Origin of the sequence: Nocardia suismassiliense (assembly GCF_900269665.1) — a bacterium.
Classification (GTDB): Bacteria; Actinomycetota; Actinomycetes; order Mycobacteriales; family Mycobacteriaceae; genus Nocardia; species Nocardia suismassiliense.
Genome location: NZ_LT985361.1, coordinates 7,625,667 through 7,646,295 on the forward strand (window position 1 = coordinate 7,625,667; position 20,629 = coordinate 7,646,295).

At 68.0% G+C, this 20,629-nt stretch carries 18 protein-coding genes; 13 read left to right on the plus strand and 5 right to left on the minus strand.

Going from position 1 to position 20,629, the window contains the following annotated elements:
• Positions 1-19 precede the first annotated feature (19 nt).
• Positions 20-979 (minus strand): purine-nucleoside phosphorylase, encoded by a 960-nt coding sequence (locus DBO33_RS34025; protein WP_107658697.1) that lies wholly within the window; start codon positions 977-979, stop codon positions 20-22.
• 273 nt (positions 980-1,252) lie between these two features.
• Here DBO33_RS34025 and gndA point away from each other — a divergent pair, with 273 nt between their 5' ends.
• A complete protein-coding gene (gene gndA, locus DBO33_RS34030; RefSeq protein ID WP_107658698.1) occupies positions 1,253-2,707 on the plus strand; it encodes an NADP-dependent phosphogluconate dehydrogenase in 1,455 nt (484 codons plus the stop codon).
• Between the two features lie 45 nt (positions 2,708-2,752).
• Here the strand turns inward: gndA and DBO33_RS34035 are convergent, their stop codons facing one another.
• On the minus strand, positions 2,753-3,214 hold the full coding sequence (locus tag DBO33_RS34035) for a hypothetical protein (protein ID WP_159080662.1): 462 nt from the start codon (positions 3,212-3,214) through the stop codon (positions 2,753-2,755).
• 444 nt (positions 3,215-3,658) lie between these two features.
• On the opposite strand from DBO33_RS34035, the gene DBO33_RS34040 reads away from it, so the two are divergent.
• Positions 3,659-4,993 carry a S8 family serine peptidase gene (locus DBO33_RS34040; RefSeq protein WP_107660831.1) on the plus strand — a complete coding sequence of 445 codons (1,335 nt, stop codon included), beginning with the start codon at positions 3,659-3,661 and terminating at the stop codon, positions 4,991-4,993.
• 9 nt (positions 4,994-5,002) lie between these two features.
• Positions 5,003-5,254, plus strand: coding sequence for a hypothetical protein (locus DBO33_RS34045; RefSeq protein ID WP_107658700.1), 252 nt, complete (start codon positions 5,003-5,005; stop codon positions 5,252-5,254).
• A 61-nt stretch (positions 5,255-5,315) separates the two neighbouring features.
• Here DBO33_RS34045 and DBO33_RS34050 read toward each other — a convergent pair whose 3' ends face one another.
• Positions 5,316-6,140 carry an alpha/beta hydrolase gene (locus DBO33_RS34050; RefSeq protein WP_234391193.1) on the minus strand — a complete coding sequence of 275 codons (825 nt, stop codon included), beginning with the start codon at positions 6,138-6,140 and terminating at the stop codon, positions 5,316-5,318.
• Positions 6,141-6,757: 617 nt separating this feature from the next.
• Here DBO33_RS34050 and DBO33_RS34055 point away from each other — a divergent pair.
• Positions 6,758-7,732, plus strand: coding sequence for a hypothetical protein (locus DBO33_RS34055; protein WP_234391194.1), 975 nt, complete (start codon positions 6,758-6,760; stop codon positions 7,730-7,732).
• Positions 7,733-7,840: 108 nt separating this feature from the next.
• Positions 7,841-8,629, plus strand: coding sequence for an SAM-dependent methyltransferase (locus DBO33_RS34060; RefSeq protein ID WP_234391195.1), 789 nt, complete (start codon positions 7,841-7,843; stop codon positions 8,627-8,629).
• A 3-nt stretch (positions 8,630-8,632) separates the two neighbouring features.
• Here DBO33_RS34060 and DBO33_RS34065 read toward each other — a convergent pair whose 3' ends face one another.
• Positions 8,633-9,955, minus strand: coding sequence for a HAMP domain-containing sensor histidine kinase (locus tag DBO33_RS34065; protein ID WP_107658703.1), 1,323 nt, complete (start codon positions 9,953-9,955; stop codon positions 8,633-8,635).
• On the minus strand, positions 9,955-10,659 hold the full coding sequence (locus DBO33_RS34070; protein ID WP_234391196.1) for a response regulator transcription factor: 705 nt from the start codon (positions 10,657-10,659) through the stop codon (positions 9,955-9,957). Before DBO33_RS34070 ends, DBO33_RS34065 begins: the two co-directional genes overlap by 1 nt.
• Before the next feature lie 286 nt (positions 10,660-10,945).
• On the opposite strand from DBO33_RS34070, the gene DBO33_RS34075 reads away from it, so the two are divergent.
• The 8 genes from DBO33_RS34075 to DBO33_RS34110 all read left to right on the plus strand — a co-directional run bounded on the left by DBO33_RS34075 (position 10,946) and on the right by DBO33_RS34110 (position 20,624).
• A complete protein-coding gene (locus DBO33_RS34075; protein ID WP_234391197.1) occupies positions 10,946-12,445 on the plus strand; it encodes an alpha/beta fold hydrolase in 1,500 nt (499 codons plus the stop codon).
• Positions 12,446-12,694: 249 nt separating this feature from the next.
• On the plus strand, positions 12,695-13,606 hold the full coding sequence (locus DBO33_RS34080) for a dihydrodipicolinate synthase family protein (RefSeq protein WP_107658706.1): 912 nt from the start codon (positions 12,695-12,697) through the stop codon (positions 13,604-13,606).
• A gap of 46 nt (positions 13,607-13,652) precedes the next feature.
• Entirely contained in the window at positions 13,653-15,125 is a 1,473-nt protein-coding gene (locus DBO33_RS34085; protein ID WP_107658707.1) for an aldehyde dehydrogenase (NADP(+)), read from the plus strand.
• The gene (locus tag DBO33_RS34090) at positions 15,122-16,342 is read left to right on the plus strand and encodes an NAD(P)/FAD-dependent oxidoreductase (RefSeq protein WP_107658708.1); all 1,221 of its coding nucleotides are present in this window, start codon (positions 15,122-15,124) and stop codon (positions 16,340-16,342) included. The genes DBO33_RS34085 and DBO33_RS34090 overlap by 4 nt, the downstream gene beginning before the upstream one ends.
• On the plus strand, positions 16,339-16,653 hold the full coding sequence (locus DBO33_RS34095) for a (2Fe-2S)-binding protein (RefSeq protein WP_107658709.1): 315 nt from the start codon (positions 16,339-16,341) through the stop codon (positions 16,651-16,653). The genes DBO33_RS34090 and DBO33_RS34095 overlap by 4 nt, the downstream gene beginning before the upstream one ends.
• Entirely contained in the window at positions 16,650-18,149 is a 1,500-nt protein-coding gene (locus tag DBO33_RS34100; RefSeq protein ID WP_107658710.1) for an FAD-dependent oxidoreductase, read from the plus strand. The genes DBO33_RS34095 and DBO33_RS34100 overlap by 4 nt, the downstream gene beginning before the upstream one ends.
• 1 nt (position 18,150) lies before the next feature.
• A complete protein-coding gene (locus tag DBO33_RS34105) occupies positions 18,151-19,152 on the plus strand; it encodes a proline racemase family protein (RefSeq protein ID WP_107658711.1) in 1,002 nt (333 codons plus the stop codon).
• 38 nt (positions 19,153-19,190) lie between these two features.
• Positions 19,191-20,624: an amino acid permease gene (locus tag DBO33_RS34110; protein WP_107658712.1), complete on the plus strand. Its 1,434-nt coding sequence runs from the start codon at positions 19,191-19,193 to the stop codon at positions 20,622-20,624.
• Positions 20,625-20,629: the final 5 nt, after the last annotated feature.

A 20,629-nucleotide genomic window follows, 5' to 3' on the forward strand; every position in this document is an offset into this window, starting at 1 on the left:
CGACCACACCTCATCCCCCTCAGCGGGCGGGTTTGTATGGGTTCTTCAGAAAGTGGTCCACCACCGTGCGGCCGAGGGTGTAGCCGTTGTCCAGCGAGAGGCGGAAGCCCGCGGACTGCTGTTCGAGGTGCTCGAGCACGGTTTGGCCGGGATAGGGCTGGTCGAAGTTGCTGACGGTGCGCAAGGACAGGTAGCGGTCCAGATAACCGTGCCGGTCCAGGACGGCGGCCGTCGCGTTGTCCTCCATCTGCGTGGTGCAGTAGTTGCCCTCGCCGTTGGTGCGCACGCCCATGATGTGCCGGGCGGTGTCGGAGAGTTCCTTGCCGGAGAACCAGTCGTCGCCGGTCATGGTGTCGCACTTGGCCACCGACGGTTTACGGCCCGCCTGGCCGAACAGCGCGCGTTCGGCGGCGGCCTCGGGGCTGTCGGCCAGCGTGGCGTGCTCGGTCAGGCCGAAGGCGGTGTCGATCAGCGTGTCGTTCAGCCGATAGGCGGCGGTGTTGTAGCTCTCGACGGGGCGGTAACCGTGCGGCAGGCTCGGCGCCTCGGCGGGCACGAGGTGGTTGCCCAGGTCGAAGTCGACGACCCAGCGGGCCCAGGTCGCGGAGCCGAGGGTGACCTGGTCCGGCGGCGCGCCCGCGGTGCCCACGGTGAGGAAGTGGGCCTTCGTGAAGTCGAGTTTCGGGCTGTCCAGCAGGGCCATCATGGTGGCCGCGGCGTTGGTCTTGCCCTGCCCGGTCTCGGCGACGCACAGTCCGTCTGCGTTGCAGTGCACCGGTTTGTACGCGGTCGGCACCTCGACGGTGATCGGCAACGACTCCCGTTGCAACCACGGTTCGGTCTCCGGATCGAACATCGTGATGACCAGAACGCCGACCTCGACCGGGTCCGCGGCGGGCTTTCCCCCGTCGCCGCAGCCCGCGGTCATGGCGACCGAGGTGAACACCGTCAACGCAACTATCCAGCGACGTAGGGGCACCCGAGGATCCTATGCCAAGCCCCCTTGCACGCCGCGCTGCGACCGTGACCTGCACGGACGTCGAGCCGCTCGAACCGGGGCCGACCCGACGAGCCCGGCAGGGCACCCATGTAGGTTGGACGGCAGGTTCTCTTGCGACACAAGCGGAACCACCGGACCGGCTACCTGCTGTTTCGGTGCGCACCGCTTGCCAGGGCGATCAGCAGCACGCTCATAAGTCGAGAAGTCAGTGGAGCGCGGCCAGGGTCCGCGCCGAGTGAAAGGCCCTTCAGCATGACGTCTTCGGCGGGATCGAACGCACGCGCCCACATCGGGGTCACCGGCCTCGCGGTGATGGGGAGCAATATCGCGCGCAACTTCGCCCGGCACGGACACACCGTCGCACTGCACAACCGCAGCATCGCCAAGACCGACGCGCTGCTCGAGGCGCACGGCGACGAGGGCGACTTCGTGCGCACCGAGACGATCGAGGAGTTCGTCGGCGCGCTGCAGCAGCCGCGCCGGGTGCTGATCATGGTCAAGGCCGGTGACCCGACCGATGCGGTGATCGAGGAACTCGCCGCCGCCATGGACGAGGGCGACATCATCATCGACGGCGGCAACGCCCTGTTCACCGACACGATCCGCCGGGAGAAGTCGCTGCGCGAACGCGGCCTGCACTTCGTCGGCGCGGGCATCTCCGGCGGCGAGGAGGGCGCGTTGAACGGCCCGGCCATCATGCCGGGCGGGCCGAAAGAGTCCTACGAGGTGCTCGGCCCGCTGCTGGAGTCGATCGCCGCGCAGGTCGACGGCACCCCGTGCTGCACGCACATCGGGCCGGACGGCTCGGGCCACTTCGTGAAGATGGTGCACAACGGCATCGAGTACGCCGACATGCAGCTCATCGGCGAGGCCTACCACCTGTTGCGCGACGCGCTCGGCTTCGACGCCAAGCAGATCGCCGACGTGTTCACCGGCTGGAACCAGGGTGAGCTGGAGAGCTACCTCGTCGAGATCACCGCCGAGGTGCTCAACCAGGTCGACGCCAAGACCGGCAAGCCGCTCGTCGATGTCATCCTCGACGCGGCCGAGCAGAAGGGCACCGGCCGCTGGACCGTCAAGGCCGCGCTGGACCTCGGCGTCCCGGTGACCGGCATCGCCGAGGCGGTGTTCGCCCGTGCCCTGTCCGGGGCGACCGGCCAGCGCCGCGCCGCCGTCGGACTGGCCGCGGGCCGGCTCGCCGACAAGCCTGCCGACGTCGAGCAGTTCACCAAGGACATCGAGCGCGCGCTGTACGCGTCCAAGGTGGTCGCCTACGCCCAGGGCTTCGATCAGATCGCCGCGGCGAGCACCGAATACGACTGGAACCTGCGCCCCGGCGACCTCGCCACCATCTGGCGCGGCGGCTGCATCATTCGCGCCCGCTTCCTGAACCGCATCAAGGACGCCTACGACACCAACGCGCAGCTGCCGAGCCTGATCCTGGACCCGTTCTTCCAGGCGGCCATCGAGAACGCGATCGACAGCTGGCGCCGCGTGGTCTCGGCCGCCGTCCAGCTCGGCATCCCGGTGCCCGCCTTCGCCTCGTCGCTCGCGTACTACGACGGCCTGCGCGCCGAGCGCCTCCCGGCCGCCCTCACGCAGGCCCAGCGTGATTACTTCGGCGCGCACACCTACGAGCGCATCGACATGCCGGGCAAGTACCACACGCTGTGGAGCGGCGACCGCAGCGAGATCAAGGCCGACTGAACCTCGACTCGAATGGCCCGGCCGACCATCGGCCGGGCCGTTCGGCTACTGCGCCTGGTACTCCACGCTGCACTCGCCGTTGGTGTAGTTCTGGCCCTCGCCGTGGTTGAACACGCTGAGGGTCAAGGCAAGTCGGCCGGGTTTCGTCTCGAACGCGGGAATGGACAGGACGTTCTCTGGGCCTTTCACCAGCGCGGAGGTGTCCGCCACACCACTTTTGCCGGTGTCGATATTCGCCCAGACAACGGAGAATTTCTGTTCGTAGGCGATATCCGTTCCGGCATTCGTCTGGAGCTGGAGATCGAGCGAGCCGTTACCGGAGGTCGCGAATACATCACTGGACGCCGGGGTGGAGAAGTCGCCCGCCGGGACCGGGTAGGACATGGTGCACAGTTTGTCCGACGGCGCGGGCGGGGCGGCGACAGCGGCGGGAACACCGACCATCGTGGCCGTGATACCCGAGATAGCGGCGATTACCGATAAGCCCGAGAGTGTTCGTGATTTCATCAAACCGTCCCATCGAATATCGAGATGTACTGGTCCAACCTGGTCGCCGCTCCGGCCGATAGGTCCAGCGGCGGCGGGTTACCCTTTCGAGACTAGCGATCGTCAAGATGACGTGACAGTGCCTCGGTGCCGAAAGATGCGCTAGCAGAGGGTTTCCCAGCCGACACGGCGTCAATATGTTTGCACCACAGCCTTTCTGGCTATCACTAGCGGAAACGATGCGCGACGTTCGCTCCGGAACCCACCCGCATGCCGCTCCTAGGGGTCGATCAGGGGCGTCATCGGACGTAGCGGGCAGCGTATTGTGATATATGACACCCTGTTCGGCGAAATTGCTGGCAGCTTGCGGTTCTCGCCGTGGCGGCCCGGACAGTCGTGTCGAGTTCGGCCGTATGTGGCGTGGCCGACGCGAACTTCGGGCCGGAGGGCGGCATTATGTCGGACATGCGCGTACTTATTCAGCTTCGCCCTTCCGTCGATCTGATTACCGCAGTGGCCGATCGCGCGGTTCCGGTCGCCTCCGCCGACATCGCCGGGCATCTGCCCGGCCTCGAGCTCGATCATTCCTTCGCTCCCGTGGCGATACCGAAAAGTGTTGCCGCCGTGACCGAATCCGATCAGTTGAGTTATGCATTGCAACCGGATAATGCGTCGGTGGTGGTGCGCGGCGTTATCGACGACGACAGCCTCGCGGAAAGTTTGTCGCAATTGTCTGCCTCGCGCGGCGTCACCGGAGTATTCGCCGATCCCGCCATTCAGACCAATCTCACCTGTGGCGACACGCCCGCCGTCGGCAACTGGCACGATGTCGAAACTCTGCTGCACCACGGCGATCTGACGGCCGCTGGCTTGGACGGTAAGTCGGTGGCACTGGCCATCGTCGACACCGGCATCAATGCCGCCCGGGTCAAGCAGGTGCGCGGCGGGCCGGTGACGATCGACAAGGCGCGGAGCTGGAACCCGCCGGGGGTCAGTGGGACTGCGGGCGAGTTCCCCGTCGACCACGGCACGATGTGCGCGTTCGACGCGCTGATCGGCGCACCGAAGGCCGCGCTGATCGATATCCCGGTGCTGCGCAGCAGGCGACCGGGCGGCACGGTGATGGAGGGGCTGCTGTCGGACGCGCTGGCCGCCTACGCCCACCTGCGCACGGTGCTCACCGATCAGCCTGCCGCATCGCGCGCCCTGGTGATCAGCAACAGTTGGGGTTCGTTCTCCCCCAGCTGGGATTTTCCGGTCGGGCAGCCGGGCAACTACTCCGACAATCCGGCGCACCCGTTCAACGTGATCGTCGGCTCGCTCGAAACCGCGGGCGCCGACATCCTTTTCGCCGCGGGCAATTGCGGGCGGGACTGCCCGGACGGCCGCTGCGCGTACAAGGACAAGCCGATCGGCGGCGCCAACTCGCATCCGAGTGTCCTGTCCATCGGCGGTGTGGACACCACCGGCCAGCGGGTGGGCTACTCGTCCCAGGGTCCGGGCCGCCTGACCGCACGCAAGCCCGATGTCTGCGCCTACACCCACTTCCTCGGGTCGACGGCCTTCGGCGCGACCGACCCGGACACCGGCACCTCCGCGGCGTGCCCGGTCGCGGCGGGGCTGGTCGCGGCCATCCGCACCGAATGGTCGGCGACCGAGTTGCCGCCCGCCCAGCTGCGGGCCCTGGTGCAGCGGACCGCCGCCGCGCAGGCCGGGGGTTACAACTACGACTACGGGTACGGCGTCGTCGACGCGGCCGCGATCCTCGCGGAACTGAAACGAACCACGGCCCGCGCGTAACGTAGGGGCATGCCGTTGCTCACCATTCGGCTCCTCCGGGAGGCGACCCTGACCGCCGCGCTGCGCGAGCTGAAGCTCACCGTCGACGACGTCGATATCGCCTTCGGTCTGGTCCCCGTGGACCCCGAGGCCGGGCTGTACGCCCTGCGGGTGACCGATGCGGCGGCGGCTCGGGTGAGCACCTATGGACCCGATATCCAGATTTTCGCGGACCCGCGCATCGAGCCGGGCAACGGATCGGGCGCCGAGCCCAGCGCGTGAGCGGCGCTGCCCGGCCCGCCGGCCACGAACCCGCACCCTCGGTTCGTGGCCGACCAGCTCGTCACTTGAACATCGAAGACATCCAATCCTTGACTGCTGCTTGATATTCGGCGGTGTTGCGGGCCATATTCACCGAATGCCCGCTACCGGGCAGCACGTAGGTGCGCAACTTGGCGGCGGGACTGAAATACGGCGCCTCACCGGCGGCCAGGGCCGCGTTGTTTGCACATGTGTTCAGGCACAACCGATCCGCACTTCCGTTGACGACCATCACCGGTACGTCGATGAAGTTGGTTGTGGGCGGCAGGGTGGAGGTCAGGCCGTCGGGATATTCGGTCAGCGAGAAGACTTCTTTGGTCGCCTCGTCGGTCGCGAGCACCGCGGGGTCGTAATTGCCCTCACCGTAGAAATCGAAGGCACGCGTGCCGGGCCGCGTGGTCAGATAGCCGGGGTCATACCCCTGCCCGGCAAAACGCGGATCCTGCGCCGCTGGATAGTAGGTGCCGACCACGCTGAGCGTTCCGGCCATGTTCAGGCTGTGCGAAAACCCGGTCAGCAGCACACCGTCGACGTCGTGGTAGGTGCTGGCCTCGATGACCGCGATACCGGAGCTGAGCGAATGCCCGCCGGTGATGACCTTCCGGAACGGCTGCACGCCGGGCAGCCCCTGCCGGACCGCGCCGACGAGCTGATGCAGGGCCTGCACCGAACCGGTCGCGGTCAGCGACGCGCTCGGCGGCCGAGTGCTGTCTCCGTTACCGAACCGATCGACCACCAGTGTCGCGTACCCCGCGGCATTCATCGCGCGCCGAAAGTTATAAGTCTCTGGGGCGTAAGGGAAATCCCAGTAGGTGTGGTTGTAATTGGAGCCCGGCATCAGCACCATGACGATGTCCGTCGGCGTGGCCGGCATACACAAGTCGGCGGCTAGATTTCCGATCGGTGGCACCGGAAAGGAAATCGCAGTGCATCTTTCGGATAACGCGGGGTGATCAGCACGGGCGATGCCCGGCGTGAGACAGAGGATTGTTGATACGACAAATAACCAGATCGAAGCCCGCACGCGACGCTCTCCCCTCGGAGATACACGAGGGTAACCATTGTGGCACCCATTGTTGAGTCATCAACCCGGAGGCTAACCCGCGAACTGATCCATGCGCAATACCTATCACCGAGATTAGGGGCAGATCCCCCACTGTCGGCGACACCGACGGAGATACATTGCCCCACTTGGTAAACCGCGCCACCGAGCCGCCGCCGCAGCGCGGGCCGTCAGCGTGTCCACCGGCACCCAGCGAATGATGGCCCCCGGCAGCGGGTTTCGCAGCGATCATGTGGTAATGCGGATCGCCCGCGCACCCGTCCCAGCGTAGGTCGTAACGGAAGGGCAACGACTCGTATCGAGCAGCGCGCACAGCAAACCGTCGGTCTAGTATCCGCCCCATGGGTACGCGAGCAGTGCACTTCGTAGGAAGTTTTCCGGCTGAGAGCACTGATGAAGCGATGAGAGCAATGCTCGACAGCGCGGGTCCACGACTACGGACACTGCCCACCGGCGAGACGCGACGCTACGAGTTCTACATTCGCCCGATCATCGAAGATCTGGTAACGCAAGGCGCTTTGGAGTCGAAGAAACCCGGCCAGTGGACCACCAGCCGGAACCGCACTATCTATCGCGCCGCGGGCGGCAAGAAGCTCACCGGCGACATGATGGATCTCGGATATCTCCGCGAGGCCGAGGAAGCCGTACCGATATTCGCCGCACTGCGCGCGGCACGGGATTTACCCGGCCTGGCGCTACAGATCGGGATGCCGACCGATTTCACCATGGCGTTCATCGCGATGGGCGCTGCCGGACTACTGCGAAACAAAAAGGCCTTCACCGACGCGACGGTGCGCGATATCGCGGCGATCCGCGCCGGTGACGACGTCGTCATCCAGCTCGAAGCCACCGCGGAGCTGGTGCTGATGGCCGCGACACAGCCGCTGCACCGGCTGGTCAACGGCGCACTCGGCCTGGGCAGAGGCATCGCCGAATTGGCGGCGGCGGCCCCGCCGGGCACCCGCATCGGCGTACACCTGTGCCTCGGCAGCCTGAACAACAAGGCCAGGGCGACCCTGCGCACCGCTCGACCGCTGGTCGATCTGGCCAATTCGGTCGTCCGGCATTGGCCGGCGGACCGGCGCCTGGAATACATCCACGGACCGTTCGCGGCCGGCGACAAACCACCGTCCACCGAGCCGAAATTCTATGCGCCCCTTGACAAGCTGACGCTGCGCGAGGGCACGGCCTTCTATGCGGGCCTGGTGCACGACCTGCCGACCGTGGCGCAGCAGCGGCAGACCTTGCAGCTCATCGAGCAGGCCCTCGGCCGACCGGTCGACGGCGTAGCCACCGCCTGCGGTCTCGGCCGCCGATCACGGCCGATGGCCGACGAGCTGATGGCACGAGCCAATACACTAACGGCGAGTGAGTAATTCGCGAGCACGCTACCCGGCCCGCATCGACGCCGGTCGAACCATGTCCAGACGCACCATCCAGTGCTGCTGATCGCTACGATTATGGTCGAGGATCGGGAGGAAACCTTGTCTGACATAGATCGAGCACCAGGACTCAATCCGAAGGTACCGAGCTCGGCCCGGATCTATGACTACCTACTCGGCGGCAAGGACAACTACGACGTCGACCGCGAGGTCGCGGAACGCATGCTCACCATCGCCCCCGACACCAGAACCCTGGCCCGGTACATCCGGCAGTACTTGGTGAAGGCGGTGGAGCTGGCCGCCGACGCCGGTGTGCGCCAGTTCATCGATCTCGGCGCGGGCATTCCGACCTCCCCCAGCGTGCACGAGGTGGCCGGCAAGATCGACTCGTCGATCCGGGTGGCCTACGTCGACAACGACCCGGTCGTGCACGCGCATTGCGACGCGCTGCTGGCCCATTCGCCCGGCGTGACGGCGTTGCAGGCCGACATTCGCAGACCGGCGACGATCATCGACCGGCTGCGGCTCGAAGCCGGGATCGACTTCGACCAACCGGTCGCCGTGCTGATCATCGGCGTGCTGCATTACGTGATGGACGACGAGGACCCGGCCGGGATCGTCGCCGCGTTCCGTGAGGTGATGGCGCCGGGCAGCTATCTCGCGATCACCCACGGCTCCAACGAGACCCATCCGGACTTCATCGGCCAGTCGCAGGAGGACACCAACGCCACGCCGTCCCAGGTCGTCTACCGATCCCGGGAGCAGACCGCGAAGTTCTTCGACGGGTTCGAGCTGATCGAACCGGGTGTGGCGCCGGTGCAGGAATGGCTCGACGACCGCCTGCCCGCCACCCGGCTGGTGATCTACGGCGCCATCGGCCGCAAGGACTGACCCTCAACCCCGACGGCGACGGTGCGCGCTGGACGGCCCGATCGGCGGCAGCCGGAAACCGATGCGCGCGCCGGGTCCCGGCTCGGCGAAGACGGTGCCGTGGTGTGCGGCGACGATGTCTCCGACAATGGCGAGACCGAGCCCGGAACCCGGTGTGCCCTGGGTGTTCGCGGCGCGATAGAAGCGATCGAAGATCGCGGTGGTGTCGTCCGGGGCGATGCCCGGTCCGTGGTCGCGCACCGTCAACTCGGTGTGCCGGATCTGCACCTCGACCGGGGTGTCCGGTGGGCTGAACTTGATCGCGTTGCTGAGCAGGTTGTCCACACACCGCGCCAGGGCCCGCGGCCGCGCCAGCACGGGGCCGGGATCGTCCGCCGTGACGGTGATGGCGCGCCCGCTGCGATGCCGGAATCGTTGCGCGCAGTCCTCGGCCAGTGTGGGCAGGTTGACCTCGGTGGGTTCTTCGGCGGTGTGCTGATCAGTGGCGAGTTCGACCAGTTCGGCGACCAATGCGTCGAGCGCCGCGGACTCCTCGACCAGGGTGCCGAGCACCTTGGTCTCATCGTCGTGGTCGAGTCGGCCACGCGCCCGTTGCAGCAGTTCGGCGCTGCCGCGAATCGAGGTGAGCGGGGTCCGCAGCTCGTGGCTGGCGTCCTGGACCAGCCGCTGCTGCTGGGCCCGGGAGCGGCGCAGCGCGCCGAGCATCGTATCGAAAGATCCGGTGAGCCTGCCGATTTCGTCCCGGCCGGTGGGCGGCAGCGGCACCGACAGGTCCTGGGTGGAGCTGATCTGCTCGGTCGCGGCGAGCAGCCGCCGGACCGGCCGCAGGATGCGGCCGATGGCCAGCCAGCTCAGCAGCGCCGACAGCGCCACCGCGATAGCGGTGATACCACCTGTGCGCCAGAGGAATTCGTTGTCGATGCGCTCGGGTTCCTGGTACCGCTGCGCCACCATCACCGCGCCGCCGCCGGGGCGCGGCTTGGTGAGGATGCCGTAGGGCATTCCGTCCAGCTCGATGTTGTATTCGGCGGTGCCGCTGCCGGTTCTGGCGACCGCGCGGTCGGCCTCGGCGACCGGCAACGATACGTGCCCCGGTATCAGCGGGTGTGCGGCGCCGTCGGCCGACAGCAGTTGCTCGATGGTGTCCGACCGCTCGGGCAGCACGGCGGGCAGCACCGCGAGCACGGCGTCGGCGCGGTCGTTGAGGCTGCGGTCGATCTGCGCGGCGACCAGCTCGGAGACCCCGCGGTAGGACGTCGCTAGGGTGACGACGATCGCGGCCACCACGGCCACGATGACGACGAGGGTGATCCTGGCGCGCAACATCAGGCGGGCCGCACGGCGTAGCCGACGTTGCGGACGGTGTGGATCAACCGCGGTTCGCCGTTCTGCTCGGTCTTGCGCCGCAGGTAGCCGATGTACACATCGAGCGAGCGGGACTCGGTGTCGAAGTCGAAACCCCAGATGTGCTCATAGATCCGACTGCGGGACAACACGATTCGCGCATTACGCAGCAGCAGCTCGAGCACGTCGAACTCGGTCTTGGTCAGCTCGATCGGCCGCTGCCCGCGAAAAACTTCGCGCGTCGCCGGATGCAACGTCAGATCGGCGACCGAAAGCACGGCCGCGTCCTCGTCCGGAGCGCTACGCCGCAGCAGCGCCCGCAGCCTGGCCAGCAGTTCATCGGTCGCGAACGGTTTGGCCAGATAGTCGTCCGCTCCCGCGTCCAGCCCCGCCACCCGATCACCGACCTGATGCCGCGCGGTGAGCACCAGAATCGGCAGCCGGTCCCCGCGTCGGCGCAGCAACCTGCACAGCGACAACCCGTCCAACCGCGGCATCACCACATCGACCACAGCCAGATCCGGCTGTATCTCCTCAAGCACCTCCAAGGCTTGCTGCCCGTCCGCAGCCAGATGAACGCGGTACCCCTCGAAGCGCAGCAACTGATCCAGCGTGCTGCGCACATGCGGATCGTCCTCGACAACAAGCACGGACGCGGCAGCCACTGGCGAGCTCGATCTGGTCACGCTGACATTGTTGCTGGCCAGTAGCGAATCCAACGCCCCCAGCACCCCCTTCGTGACCGCCATCACCCGTCTGCCAAGTGACCAGAATTCCCGCACCCTCTCTCGGGATCCGCACTGCCTACGGGCTCCCGAAGTCGGTGCGGATCCAGAGAGGGTGCGGCGCCGTTCGGGCCGGGCGGATTCTTACGTGATTTTGTCGCGGGCCTCGCTGAGCGTTGACGTCTGCCGCGCAGGATTCCTCTCGACTCCGCTGAATACGGGAGATGTTGCAACGAAGGGAATTTCGATGATGCGCAAGGGAATGCGGTCGCTCGCGGGCTTGGTGGCCGCGCTGGCCGCCGCGACGCTGATCACCGGATGCGGCAGTGACAGTGCGCCGCCACCCGGTCCGGACTGGTGCCCGACGGTGCCGGGGCATCAGGTCCAGTGCGGCGTGGAGTCACGGCCGTTGGTGGCGGATCGGCCCGAATTGGGCACTGTCGCAGTGAGTTACGCGTTGATCCGGCGCAGCAACCTGGACGTGCCTGCCGCAGGCACCGTCACCCCGAATCCCGGTGGGCCCGGGGTACCGCTGATCTCGCACGCCGAACAGGCCACCCAATTGGCCGCGCAGCTGCTCGACGATCACGACCTGCTGCTCATCGACCCGCGCGGCACCGGCCTGTCCAGCCCGGTGGACTGCGGCGCCGACGAAGCCGGATACGAGCTCGGCACCCGCGAGTACCAGCAGCAGACGGTGGCGACGTGCGGCGAACGGCTCGGTGCGCGGGCGGCGGGATACACCTCGGCGGCGACAGCCGACGACTTCGACGCCGTGCGAGCCCGGCTCGGCATCCCGAAGCTGGTGCTGTACGGCATTTCCTACGGCACCTACCTGATGCCGGTCTATGCCGAACGCCACCCCGACCATGTGCAGTCCATCGTGCTGTCCGGTGCCTACCCGCCCGACTTCGACCTCCTGTCGCGGCCCAACGCCGAAGCGGTATCGCTTGCGCTACAACGCATCTGCGACCGCAGCCGAGCCTGTGACGGCGCGACCGCCGTCGCCGACCTGTGCGCGGTGGCCAAACGACTGGCCACCACTCCTTTGTCGATCACCGGCCCGAATCCGTTGCAGCTCAGCGAAAGCAAGCTCGCCACCCTCGCCTTCGAGGTAGCGACCACCAGTGTCGGCGCCGATCCGCAGCAACCAACCCTGCTGGGCATGCTGCCCGCCGCGCTGCACACGGCGGCCAACGGCGATGACACCGCCTTACGACAGTGGGCCGAACGTGCCGCCGCCGAGCCGACCGCCGAGAGCATCGATCTCTACCTCACCGTCGCCTGCAACGATTACCCCAACCTCTGGTCACGCGAGTCGGCCCTGCCCGAGCGTGAGCGGCAATACCGCGAGGGTCTCGCCGCGGCAGGCCCCGACGGCGTCGGTGCCTTCAGTGCCGCGGGCTTCAGCGCCGGACAACGCGACGGCGGCGACGCCTGCATCCGGTGGCCCGCGTTCACTCGCCCGCAACCGGTGCACGCCCGCGAAGCGCTGCCGAACGTTCCGGTGCTGGTGCTGTCCGGCGACCTCGACGCCATCACTCCCGACGCGAACGGCCGGCGCGTAGCGGCCGGGTTCCCGCAGGCGACCTTCCTGTCGGTCCCCAACACCGGTCACGTACCCGACCTCGAACCCACCGGCTGCATCACCGGCATCGTCAACCGCTTCGTCCGCACCGGCACCCCGGGCCCGACCTCCTGTGTGGACGCCATCCCGCCGATCGCCGTCACCCCCGTGCCGAAGTAATCGAGCGCGCTGGAACAAACAGACACGGTGCGGCTGATCGCGAATCGATCAGCCGCACCGTCCGTCGTTCCACCGGCGAACGGAAGGAGCTGGGCTACAAGAACTTCCCCAATATCCGCCACCGTGTCCCCAGTCACTCCCCACCTCTTGCGTGACCACCATCACTCCGTTACCTTGTGCAATGTCACACGTCACATGACATCCGGTCTGGTTCTCCGGCCCGGACATTCGCGCAGATGGAGGCTTCCCATGTCCGAACCGATCACCTCAGCCGCGACCAAGCCCTGGCACGGGATCCTGGTCGCGACGACCCTGCCGTTCGCTGAGGACTACTCGGTCGACTACGACGCCTACGCTCAGCACGTGCAGTGGCTGGCCGCCAACGGCTGCCACGGGGTGAGCCCGAACGGATCGCTCGGCGAGTACCAGACCCTCGACGACGAGGAGCGGGCCAGGGTGGTGACCACGGCCATCGCGGCCGCACCGGACGGCTTCACGGTGATGCCGGGCATCGCCGCCTACGGGGCGCTGCAAGCACGCAAGTGGGCCGAGCAGGCCGCCGAAGCCGGGGCACATGCCGTGATGTTGTTGCCGCCCAACACCTATCGCGGCGGGCGCGACTCGGTGCTTGATCACTACCGCACGGTGGCCGCGGTCGGCCTGCCGATCGTGGCGTACAACAACCCGTTCGACACACGCATCGACCTGACCCCCGACATCCTCGCCGAACTGCACGGCGAGGGCCTGATCGTCGCGGTCAAGGAGTTCACCGGCGACGTGCGGCGCTTCTACGAGATCAAGGAACTCGCACCCGAACTCGATGTGCTCGTCGGTTCCGATGACGTACTGCTCGAACTCGGCATCGCCGGCGCGGTCGGCTGGGTCGCGGGCTACCCGAACGCCATCCCGCGGGCCACGGTCGAGCTGTACAACGCCGCGATCAGCCGGGACCTGGACAAGGCGCTCCCGCTGTACCGCGAACTGCACAAGCTGCTGCGCTGGGACTCCAAGCCGCAATTCGTGCACGCGATCAAGCTGTCGATGGACCTGGCCGGGCGGCAAGGCGGCAAGTGCCGCCCGCCGCGGGTTCCGCTGGCGCCCGAGCTGATCGCGAAGCTCACCGAGGACACCCGTGACGTGCTCGCCAAGGGTTACCGGTAAGCAGTCGGTAGATCATCGGGTGCAGACGAAAGACGAGGAGCTAACGATGACCGAAAGCGCGGTCGAATCCGTTCGCGACACCACGGCCGACGAGGTCGATGCCATTGCCACCGCAGCAGCAGCGGCGGCGGGACCCTGGGCGGCCATGACGCTGACTGACCGGGCCGGAGTGTTGCGCGGCATCGCCGACCAGCTCGACGCACAAGCCGCCGAGCTGATCCCGCTGGCGATGCGGGAGACGCACCTGTCCGAACCGAGGCTGACCGGTGAGCTGCGGCGCACCAGTTTCCAGCTGCGCCTGTTCGCGCAGCTGGTGCTCGACGGCGACTTCCTCGACGTGCGCATCGACACCGCGGACGCCGAATGGCCTATGGGTGCGCCGCGACCGGACCTGCGGCGAATGAATATCGCACTGGGCCCGGTGGTCAACTTCGCGGCGAGCAACTTCCCGTTCGCCTTCTCCGTCGCGGGCGGTGACACCGCGTCTGCGCTCGCCGCGGGGTGCCCGGTGATCGTCAAAGCCAGTCCAGGCCATCCCGCGCTCTCCCGCGCGGTCGGCCGCCTGGTCGAAGCGGCGCTTGCCGAATACGGCGCTCCGAGTGGCACATTCGGACTCGTTTTCGGCCGGGACGCCGGAGTGCAGGCGCTGACCCACCCCGCGATTGCCGCCGCGGCGTTCACCGGCTCCACCGCGGGCGGACGGGCGCTGTACGACCTGGCGTCCCGCCGTCCGGTGCCGATCCCTTTCTACGGCGAACTCGGCTCCATCAACCCGGTCTTCGTCACCGAGGCGGCCGCGCGGACGCGGGCGACGGAGATCGCGGCGGGACTGCTGACCGCAGTGAGCGCCAGCGCGGGGCAGCTCTGCACCAAGCCCGGACTGGTGGCAATCCCTGCGGAGGCACCAGTTTTTAGTGAGCTGGCCGCGCTGATCCGGAGCAACCCGGTGCCGACCGGCGACATGCTCAACGAGGACATCGCCGCGGGCTTCACGCGTGCCGTCGCGCAGGTCCGCGCGCACCCGAACGTGGAACTGCTCGCCGGTGGCGGGCCCGGCGAGGCACTGCTGCTCGCCACCACCGCACGCACGGTGCTCGCCGACCGCGATGCGCTGATGCACGAGATGTTCGGCCCGGCAACGCTGCTCGTCAGCTATCGGGACACCGCCGAACTGCTCGAACTGGCTCGCTCGGTGGACGGACAGCTGACCGTCTCCATCTTCGGCGACCAGGTCGACGACACCACCCGCGCACTCACCGCCGCCGCGGTCGGGGCAGCCGGGCGGGTGCTGTGGAACAGCTGGCCCACCGGACTCTCGGTGACCTACGCGCAGCAACACGGCGGACCCTATCCGGCGACGACGGCACCGACGGCGACCTCGGTGGGTACCGCGGCGATCTCCCGTTTCCTCCGGCCGGTGACCTACCAGTCGGTGCCCGAGGATCTGCTGCCGCTCGAATTGCGCACGGACAACCCGCTTTCCGTGCCGCGCTCGGTGAACGGAGCACGCGCACAATGACGGCAGCCCCGCCCCGCGCCACTCCCCTGCGGGGAACAGACGTCCTGATCATCGGCGGCGGCATGATCGGGTGCGCGCTCGCGGACCAGCTCACCCTCGCCGGTGCCTCGGTCCGCGTCTGCGAGCGGGGCGGGGTCGCCTCGGGCACCACCGCGCACGGCGAAGGCAACGTGCTCGTCTCGGACAAGGGACCGGGACCCGAACTGGCGCTCGCCCAACTGTCCCGGCGACTGTGGCCTACCGTTCTCGCGCGGATCGCCGACCGGCTACCGCACGACGCGGCGGCCGTCGAATGGGAACCCAAGGGCGGCATCGTCGTTGCCACCACAGCCGCGGGTGCCACGGCGCTGACCGCGTTCGCCCAACGCCAGCGCGGTGCCGGGGTGCAGTGCGAGCACCTGGACGCGGCGCAGCTGGCCGCGGCCGAGCCCGCGCTCACCCGCGACGTGTGTGCTGCCGTGTATTACCCCGAGGACGCACAGGTACAACCGGCCGGTGCCGCGACCGCACTGCTCGGCGCGGCGATCGCGGCAGGCGCGATCGTCGAGACCCGCTGTGAGGTCACCACTCCGCTGCTTCGCGACGGTCGACTGATCGGCGTAGCAACCACCCAGGGTCCGCGGCACGCCGACATCGTGATCAACGCGGCAGGCCCATGGTCCGGCATGGTGTCCGAGCTGCTCGGCGCACCGATCGCGATCAAGCCCCGCCGAGGTGACGTGCTCATCACCTCGCCGATGCCGCCGACGGTGTTCCACAAGGTCTATGACGCGGATTATGTAGGTGCCGTGGGTAGTTCGGACGCCGCCCTGCAATCGTCGGCCGTTGTCGAATCGACCAGGGGTGGCCCGCTGCTGCTCGGCTCGTCGCGCCGCCAGTGCGGTTTCGACGACCGGCTGCGCCCCGACAGCCTGGCCGCCATCGCGCGGAAAGCGTTGCGGCTGTATCCCATCCTGGCCGACGTCGCGATCATGCGGGCGTACGGCGGTTTCCGTCCTTACGTGGACGACCACCTCCCGGTCATCGGCCCGGATCCGCGCCTCCCTGGCCTATGGCATGCGACCGGACATGAGGGCGCGGGCATCGGCCTCTCGGTCGGTACCGCCCAACTGATTTCCGCCGCCCTGGCGGGTCTCCCCGGCGAGGTCGACCTCGCGGCCTTCGCCGTCGACCGGCCTGCCGTCATCACCGCACCGAGGGAGCAGGTATCCCGATGAGCCAGCATCTGATTCGACCGGACGCCGATCCTCTCGGCCGCGCCGATCGTCCGCTGACAGTCACCGTCGACGACACCCCGGTGCCCGGCGTGCACGGTCAGACCCTAGCCACGGTGCTGCTGGCCGCCGGACGCACGCACTGGCGCACCACCCCCACCGGCGGCCCGCGTGGTGTGTTCTGCGGCATCGGTGTGTGTTTCGACTGCGTCGCCACCGTCAACGGTGTGCCGGATGTTCGTCTGTGCCGGCGTCCCGCCCGGGATGGCGACGTCGTCACCACCCAGTCTCGACTGACAGGAAACGCTCAGTGACCAGACATGTGGTGGTGATCGGCGGTGGCCCCGCAGGCACCGCGGCCGCCGAATCCGCGCTGCGGCACGGCGCGACGGTAACCCTGATCGACTCGAACGAGGCCTTGGGTGGCCAGTACAACCGGCGCATCCCGGCCGCGTACGGCATCCGGCAACCGCTCGACATCGGACACGGATACGCGGCGGCCGCACGTCGCGCACGCCTGCTGATCGAGCATCCGCGCTGCGAGTACCTTCCTTTGGCGGCCGTCTATCAGATCGAGCGCCACCTCGAAGGCGGTTGTCCCGCAGTGCGATTGCTGATCGGCGCGGAGGGCGACCGGCGGGTGCACCGCGTTGTCCGTGGCGACGCGCTGGTGCTCGCCACCGGCGCCTACGACCGGGTGTGCCCGTTCCCGGGCTGGGACCTGCCCGGGGTCTACACCGCCGGTGCCGCACAGACGCTCGCGAAGACCCAGCGCCTCTTGGTCGGCCGGTCCGTGTTGGTCTCCGGCACCGGCCCGTTCCTGCTTCCGGTCGCACAGTCGCTGGCCGAGAACGGCGCCGAGGTGCGGGCGGTGCTGGAAGCCAACCCGGGCCGCACGATCTTGCGACACTGGGCCGCCCGTCCTTGGCAGCTGCGGCACAGCACGGGTAAGGCCCTGGAACTGTTCGAGTACATGGCATGCGGTGTGCGGCATCGGATTCCGTTGCGCACCGCGCAGGCTGTGGTCGCGGTGGCGGGCGACGGCCGAGTGGAAGAGGCCACCGTGGCCCGGCTCGACGCGAATTGGACGCCGATCCCGGGTAGCCGCCGCACCGTTGCGGTGGACGCGGTCGCGTTCTCGCATGGTTTCACGCCGCAGCACGAGCTCGCGGTCGCCGCGGGCGCGCGACTGACCGAGAACGGCTTCGTCTACGTCGACGACACACAGCAGACCAGCACCGAATGCGTCTGGGCCGCAGGCGAAATCACCGGCATCGGCGGCTCTCAGGTTGCCGCTGTCGAAGGGACCGTCGCCGGCCTGGCCGCGGCGGGCGGCACCGCGGACCGTGCGCTGCTGGCGCGGCACCGCACGGCCGGGCAATTCGTGACCCGCCTCGCGGCCGCGCACCCGATCCGGCCCGGCGTGCTCACCTGGACCCGGCCCGACACCGTCATCTGCCGGTGTGAGGGCACCACCTGCGGCGAACTGACCACCGCGTGGTCCAGCGCGGCAGGCGTCGGCTATCGCACCGCCAAGCTGGCCACCCGCGCCGGACTCGGCCCGTGCCAAGGACGGATGTGCGCGGCGAACATCGAGGCGTTACGCGACCAGCCTTACGCCGACCAAGTCACGGCGACAACAGGTCTCGCGGCAGCCGGCGCGGCCTGGCGACCGCTCGCCGCGCCCGTGCGATTACGCGAACTCGCCGAACTCGACTCGGACGCGACACCAGGTTCAGGCCAGGAGGCGGCAGCCGGCGCAACTCCGCAGTGCCCACGAACGCCGCACTTAGACAGAGGGAAGTCCTGAAATGCGCAGCAACACCATCATTTCCGCGATCGACACGCACACCGAGGGCATGCCGACCCGGGTGATCACCGGCGGCGTCGGCACCATCCCCGGCGACACCATGGCGGCGCGCCGCGTGTACTTCGCCGAGCACCTGGACGGCCTGCGCAAGTTGCTGGTCAACGAGCCGCGCGGGCACGCCTCGATGAGCGGCGCCATCCTGCAACCGGCCACCACCGACGACGGCCACTACGGCGTGCTGTTCATCGAGGTCAGCGGCCTCCTGCCGATGTGCGGGCACGGCACCATCGGCGTCGCAACGGCATTGGTGGAGGCGGGCATGGTCCCGGTCACCGAGCCGGTCACCGAGATCCGGCTCGACACTCCGGCCGGACGCGTCGTCGCCTCGGTCGCGGTCAGCGGCGGCCACGCGGATTCGGTCACCCTGCGCAACGTGCCCGCCTACTGCGACAGCCTCGACAACGAGGTCGAGGTGCCCGGTCTCGGACGGGTCCGCTACGACATGGCCTACGGCGGCAACTTCTACGCCATCACCGATCTCGGCAAGCTCGGACTACCGTTCGACCGCGCGCACAAGGACCGCATCCTCGACGCCGGCCTGCGAATCATGGCGGCCATCAACGAGTCCCAGCGTCCGGTGCATCTCGCGGACGAGCGGATCGCCGGCTGCAAACACGTGCTGTTCCTCGACCCGGCGTCCGAGCCCGCGCACACTCGCCACGCGATGGCCATCCATCCCGGCTGGTTCGACCGCTCCCCCTGCGGCACCGGCACCTCCGCGCTGCTGGCTCGCCAGCACGCCCGCGGCTTCCTCACCGATGATCAAGTGCTGCAGAACGATTCGTTCATCGGCACCACCTTCTACGCCCGCGCCGTCGAGACCACCACGGTCGGCGACCGCCCCGCGATCGTGCCCACCATCACCGGTCGAGCCTGGCTCACCGGGACAGCGAACTACCTGCTCGACCCCACCGACCCCTTTCCCGAGGGCTTCGTCTTCTAACCACCCGCTCCACTGCTCCACCCTGAAAGGCCGAGTCAATGAAGACTGTCGTCACCAAACCTGCCCGCCCGCCGCTCACCAAGGGCGGAGTCATGCGGCGAATGCCGGTGGTCGTCGCCGACACCGGCGATTTCACCAAGAGCATGGGGCTGTGGCAACTGGTCGCGCTGAGCCTCGGCGGACTGGTCGGCGCGGGCGTGTTCTCGCTGGCCGGGGTGGTGGCCAACGAGGTGGCGGGACCGGCGGTGCTGATCTCGTTCGCCATCGCGATCATCGCTTCGGGGGCGGCGGGGCTCTGTTACGCCGAATTCGCGGGCATGGTCCCGCGCGCGGGCTCGGCGTACACCTACTCCTACGTCGCGCTCGGCGAGATCATCGGCTTCATGATCGGCTGGGATCTACTGCTGGAGTACACCGCCATCGTGTCCGTCGTGGCCATCGCGGTGTCCGGGTATCTCAACTACATCACCCACTATCTCGGCTTCGACCTGCCCACCTGGGCGCTCGGCGCGCCGGGCACCGGGGACGGGCACCGGGTCGATCTCTTCGCGGTCCTGCTGTGCCTGCTCCTGGCCTTCCTGCTCTCCCGGGGCACTCGCGAATCCGCCCGGGTGCAAACGGGTCTCGTCGTCTTGAAGATGCTGATCGTCGCGATCGTGGTCGTCGCGGGTGCATTCCACATCAAGGCGGGCAACTACCAGCCGTTCTTCCCGTTCGGCGTCGGCGGCGCGGTCTCCGGTGCGGCGCTGGCCTTCTTCGCGGTCTACGGCTACGACGCGATGAGCGCGGCCGCGGAGGAGTCCAAGGACGGTAAGAAGCTGATGCCCAAGGCGATCATGATCAGCCTCGGCATCGCGTCGCTGGTCTATCTGCTGGTCTGTCTCGTCATCGTCGGCATGGTCAACTACACCGACATCAACGTCTCCTCGCCGTTCGCCAGCGCCTTCGATTCGGTGGGCATGGGCATCCTCGGCCTGGTCATCGCGGTCGGCGCGGTGGTCGGCGTCACCACCTCGGCGTTCGCCAACATGCTCGCGGTGACCCGGGTCGGTTTCGCGATGAGCCGCGACGGGCTGCTGCCGTCCTACTTCGGCAAGTCCAGCCCGGTCCGCAAGGTGCCGACCAGGGTGATCTGGCCGGTCGGCATCGTGTCGGCGCTGATCGCCGGCTTCCTGCCGATCCGGGAGGCCGCCGAGCTGACCAATGTCGGCATCCTGATGGCGTTCATCGTGGTGGCGCTCGGCGTCATGCGGCCGCGCCGGACCCGGCCGGAGGTCGAGCGCGCGTTCCGGACCCCGTGGGTGCCGGTGGTGCCGCTGATCGGGATAGTCTTCTCCATCTGGCTGATCAGTCACCTCACCTGGGTCACCTGGCTCCGGTTCGTGCTCTGGCTGCTGCTCGGCCTGGGGGTATACCTCGCCTTCAGCTACCGGCACTCGAAGCTGAACAGCGGCGACAGCTCTCTAATCTGATAGAA

Coding starts and splice junctions, on each gene's coding strand:
- gndA (WP_107658698.1), top strand. CDS start 1,253: ATGACGTCTTCGGCGGGATCGAACGCACGCGCCCACATCGGGGTCACC.
- DBO33_RS34035 (WP_159080662.1), bottom strand. CDS start 3,214: ATGAAATCACGAACACTCTCGGGCTTATCGGTAATCGCCGCTATCTCG.
- DBO33_RS34040 (WP_107660831.1), top strand. CDS start 3,659: ATGCGCGTACTTATTCAGCTTCGCCCTTCCGTCGATCTGATTACCGCA.
- DBO33_RS34045 (WP_107658700.1), top strand. CDS start 5,003: ATGCCGTTGCTCACCATTCGGCTCCTCCGGGAGGCGACCCTGACCGCC.
- DBO33_RS34050 (WP_234391193.1), bottom strand. CDS start 6,140: ATGGTGCTGATGCCGGGCTCCAATTACAACCACACCTACTGGGATTTC.
- DBO33_RS34055 (WP_234391194.1), top strand. CDS start 6,758: ATGAGAGCAATGCTCGACAGCGCGGGTCCACGACTACGGACACTGCCC.
- DBO33_RS34065 (WP_107658703.1), bottom strand. CDS start 9,955: ATGTTGCGCGCCAGGATCACCCTCGTCGTCATCGTGGCCGTGGTGGCC.
- DBO33_RS34075 (WP_234391197.1), top strand. CDS start 10,946: ATGATGCGCAAGGGAATGCGGTCGCTCGCGGGCTTGGTGGCCGCGCTG.
- DBO33_RS34080 (WP_107658706.1), top strand. CDS start 12,695: ATGTCCGAACCGATCACCTCAGCCGCGACCAAGCCCTGGCACGGGATC.
- DBO33_RS34085 (WP_107658707.1), top strand. CDS start 13,653: ATGACCGAAAGCGCGGTCGAATCCGTTCGCGACACCACGGCCGACGAG.
- DBO33_RS34090 (WP_107658708.1), top strand. CDS start 15,122: ATGACGGCAGCCCCGCCCCGCGCCACTCCCCTGCGGGGAACAGACGTC.
- DBO33_RS34095 (WP_107658709.1), top strand. CDS start 16,339: ATGAGCCAGCATCTGATTCGACCGGACGCCGATCCTCTCGGCCGCGCC.
- DBO33_RS34105 (WP_107658711.1), top strand. CDS start 18,151: ATGCGCAGCAACACCATCATTTCCGCGATCGACACGCACACCGAGGGC.
- DBO33_RS34110 (WP_107658712.1), top strand. CDS start 19,191: ATGAAGACTGTCGTCACCAAACCTGCCCGCCCGCCGCTCACCAAGGGC.